This is a genomic window from Rhodovulum strictum (assembly GCF_009649175.1).
Taxonomy (GTDB): domain Bacteria; phylum Pseudomonadota; class Alphaproteobacteria; order Rhodobacterales; family Rhodobacteraceae; genus Rhodovulum; species Rhodovulum strictum.
Map to the genome: position 1 here is coordinate 1 of NZ_WJPO01000060.1, position 2853 is coordinate 2853.

At 64.7% G+C, this 2853-nt stretch carries 4 protein-coding genes; all 4 read right to left on the bottom strand.

Translation table 11 applies throughout. The features are described from left to right. Positions 1–30: 30 nt before the first annotated feature. Genes GH815_RS18485 through tnpA form a run of 4 tightly spaced genes read right to left on the bottom strand, consistent with a single transcriptional unit; the run spans position 31 to position 2791 of the window. A complete protein-coding gene (locus tag GH815_RS18485) occupies positions 31–375 on the bottom strand; it encodes a hypothetical protein (RefSeq protein ID WP_153750194.1) in 345 nt (114 codons plus the stop codon). Then, positions 330–1964 (bottom strand): IS66 family transposase, encoded by a 1635-nt coding sequence (gene tnpC / locus GH815_RS18490; RefSeq protein ID WP_153750195.1) that lies wholly within the window; start codon positions 1962–1964, stop codon positions 330–332. Before tnpC ends, GH815_RS18485 begins: the two co-directional genes overlap by 46 nt. Before the next feature lie 60 nt (positions 1965–2024). Then, the gene (gene tnpB, locus GH815_RS18495; RefSeq protein WP_153750196.1) at positions 2025–2375 is read right to left on the bottom strand and encodes an IS66 family insertion sequence element accessory protein TnpB; all 351 of its coding nucleotides are present in this window, start codon (positions 2373–2375) and stop codon (positions 2025–2027) included. After that, positions 2372–2791 (bottom strand): IS66-like element accessory protein TnpA, encoded by a 420-nt coding sequence (tnpA, locus tag GH815_RS19465; RefSeq protein ID WP_153750197.1) that lies wholly within the window; start codon positions 2789–2791, stop codon positions 2372–2374. Before tnpA ends, tnpB begins: the two co-directional genes overlap by 4 nt. Between the last annotated feature and the right edge of the window lie 62 nt (positions 2792–2853).

Consider the following 2853-nt stretch of genomic DNA (forward strand, 5'->3'; position numbering starts at 1 on the left):
CGGTAAGGCTCCGCCGAGGGCCGTCTTGCCTCAGTGGTTCTTCTCGTCGGCCATGATGCGTTCGATGACGTCGGGATCACACTGCTCGTCGCGCAGGAACTCGCGGATCCCGCCATCCCATGTCCTGATGTCGGCGAGGAGTTCCCGCAGGCATTCGATGCCGCGGTCCGTGAAGGCCTTGATCCCCTCTTCGGTTCCGTTGTCGACCCAAATCATCTCGCCATAGTCGATGTTGTCGGAGTTCCCGCTAACGACCTCGATGAGTTCGAGGTTCTCGTCGATCCTCCTGGCGACCTCGTCGATGGTATGGATGTGCGTGACGCGGGCCATCAGGCGGCCTCGGCTGGCCGGTCTGCCGGCTGTTTCCAGTTCCATGGAAGCAACTCTGGCAACTGCGAGACCGGCATTTCGGAGATGCGGGCGATGACCTCGGCGAGCCAGGCTTGCGGGTCGATATCGTTCAGCTTGGCCGTGCCGATCAGCGTGTACATGGCGGCGGCGCGCTGCCCGCCACGTTCGGATCCGGCAAAAAGCCAGGACTTCCGGCCGAGGGCCACGCCGCGCAGGGAGCGTTCGGCGGCGTTGTTCGTCAGGCAGACCCGCCCATCCTCGAGGAACCGGGTGAAGCCCGGCCAATGGGCCGGCGACATCAGGTAGTCGATCGCCTTGGCCACCTTGGCGTGTTTCGAGAGCTTCGCTCGTTCGCCGCGCAGCCAGCGTTCAAGGTCTTCGACGAGCGGCATCGACAGGCGCTGCCGCGCCTCGAGACGGGCGGTAGGACCGAGGCCTTTGATATTCCGCTCGATCTCGAACAGGGCATCGATCCGCTTCACCGCCTCGAAGGCGATTGGCGAGATGTCCTTGGGCGACTTGCCCTTGCGGATGTTCCCCTCGACATCGGCAAGCTCGAAGAACTTGCGGCGGGCATGTGACCAGCATAGCGAGGGCAGGACGGATCCCGGGCTGCGATCGCTCTGGTAGAGCTGATTGTACCCGGCATAGGCATCGGCCTGGAGGATGCCCTGCCAGCCCCTCAAATGCCCGAACGGATGTTCGCCTGCCCGGTCGCGGGAGAACTTGAAGACAACGGCCGGCGGGGCAGTGCCAGAGAATGGGCGGTCATCGCGGACATAGGTCCAGAGCCGCGCGGTTTTCGTTCCGCCGCGGGCGAGCAGCGGTACCGTTGTGTCATCTCCATGAAGACGTTCGGCGGCCAGAACATGCGCCTCGATAAGCGCCTGCAACGGTTCCAGCAATGCGGTCACGGCACCGACCTGGTCGGCCAGCGTTGAGAGGCTCAGCTCCACGCCTTCTCGGGTATAACGCTCGGCCTGACGGTTCAAGGGCTGATGCTGGCCGTACTTTTCGAAGATGATCATCGCCAGAAGGCTGGGCCCGGCCCATCCCCGCGGAACGGGGTGGAACGGTGCCGGGGGCTGGCTGATCTTCTCACACGCCCGACATGTGAACTTCTCGCGGACAGTCTGGATCACCTTCCATTGGCGTGGGATGACCTCCAGCGTCTCGGTGATGTCCTCGCCCATCTTCACGATGCGGCCGGAACCACAGCAGGTGCAGGCGGTCGGAGCCTCGACCACCACCCGTTCGCGCGGCAGGTGGTCGGGGAAGGCTTTCTTCACGGGCTTGCGCCGATCGAAGCCTGCGACCGTGGTCGTCTTCTCTGCCGCCTGTTCGGCCTGCGCCTTGTCCTCGGCGGCATCGGCCACCAGCTCCTCGAGCTGCAATTCCAGCTGGTCGATGAGCCGCGCGGCACGTTCCGCGCTGCGGCCGTACTTGTCGCGCTTGAGCAGCGCGATCTCCAGTTTGAGCGCCGCGATCATCGCCTCGGAGGTCGAGACCACCGCGCGGGCCTGTGCGAGATCGGCTTCGGCGACCGCGGCACGTCCTTCCGCCGCAGCAAGGGCGGCGCGCAGTTCTTCGAGTTCGGAGGCGGTCTCGGACATGGCCGAGACCTACCATGCCGACCCGGGAAAGCCCATGACAAACAGTCTGATGACGGCGATTTATCCCGCTTTTGCAGGGCGTTGCGTCCAACGCGGATTGCGCCAGTCGATGCCTTCAAGAAGATAGCCAAGCTGCGCCGCGGAGATTGGCACCGCCTCTCCGGAGCCGCTTGCCGGCCAGATGAATTTCCCCGCTTCGAGACGCTTCAGATACAACGACATGCCGACCCCGTCGTGCCATAAAATCTTGACCAGATCGCCACGACGTCCACGGAAGCAAAATATTTCACCGGCATGCGGGTCGCGCCCGAGCCCCTCCTGGACCTGCAACGCCAGCGTGTTCATCCCCCGCCGCATGTCCGTCACGCCGCCCGCGATCCAGACTTTCACGCCGGGAGGGAACGCGATCATGCCCGCTCCACGATCTGGATGAGCCGCGCAAGGACGGCAGCCTCGGTTGTGGCGGTGGTCACAAGTCGGCGCCCGTTGGGCAGAATGATCTCGACCCGGTCGCGGCCCGTGTTGTCCGTCGTGTCCCGCACATCGGCCACAACCGGCCCGGGCGCAGGTGCAGGCGTCACGGCAACCGGCGCGAAATGCGTCCGATCCCCGTCAGCGGTCAACAGCCCCTCCCGTGCCTCCCGACGCCACCGCGTCAGAAGCGAGCGGGAGATTTCGTAACGCCGCGCCGTGGCGGCCGCCCGTCGCGGTGCAGCGTAGCTCTCTTCGACAATGCGTAACTTTTCCGCGTCCGTCCAACGGCGTCGACGCCCGGTATCCGTGACCGAGAGAACCTCAACTTGGGACATGATGCTATGGTCTGCCATAGCTTCAGGCTCTTACAGCCAGCCGCTCCGGTCCGTCAGACGGCCCTCGGCGGAGCCTTACG

Bases quoted from the DNA above. Each gene is read 5' to 3' on its own strand.
- GH815_RS18485 (WP_153750194.1), bottom strand. From the start codon at position 375: ATGGAACTGGAAACAGCCGGCAGACCGGCCAGCCGAGGCCGCCTGATG.
- tnpC (WP_153750195.1), bottom strand. From the start codon at position 1,964: ATGTCCGAGACCGCCTCCGAACTCGAAGAACTGCGCGCCGCCCTTGCT.
- tnpB (WP_153750196.1), bottom strand. From the start codon at position 2,375: ATGATCGCGTTCCCTCCCGGCGTGAAAGTCTGGATCGCGGGCGGCGTG.
- tnpA (WP_153750197.1), bottom strand. From the start codon at position 2,791: ATGGCAGACCATAGCATCATGTCCCAAGTTGAGGTTCTCTCGGTCACG.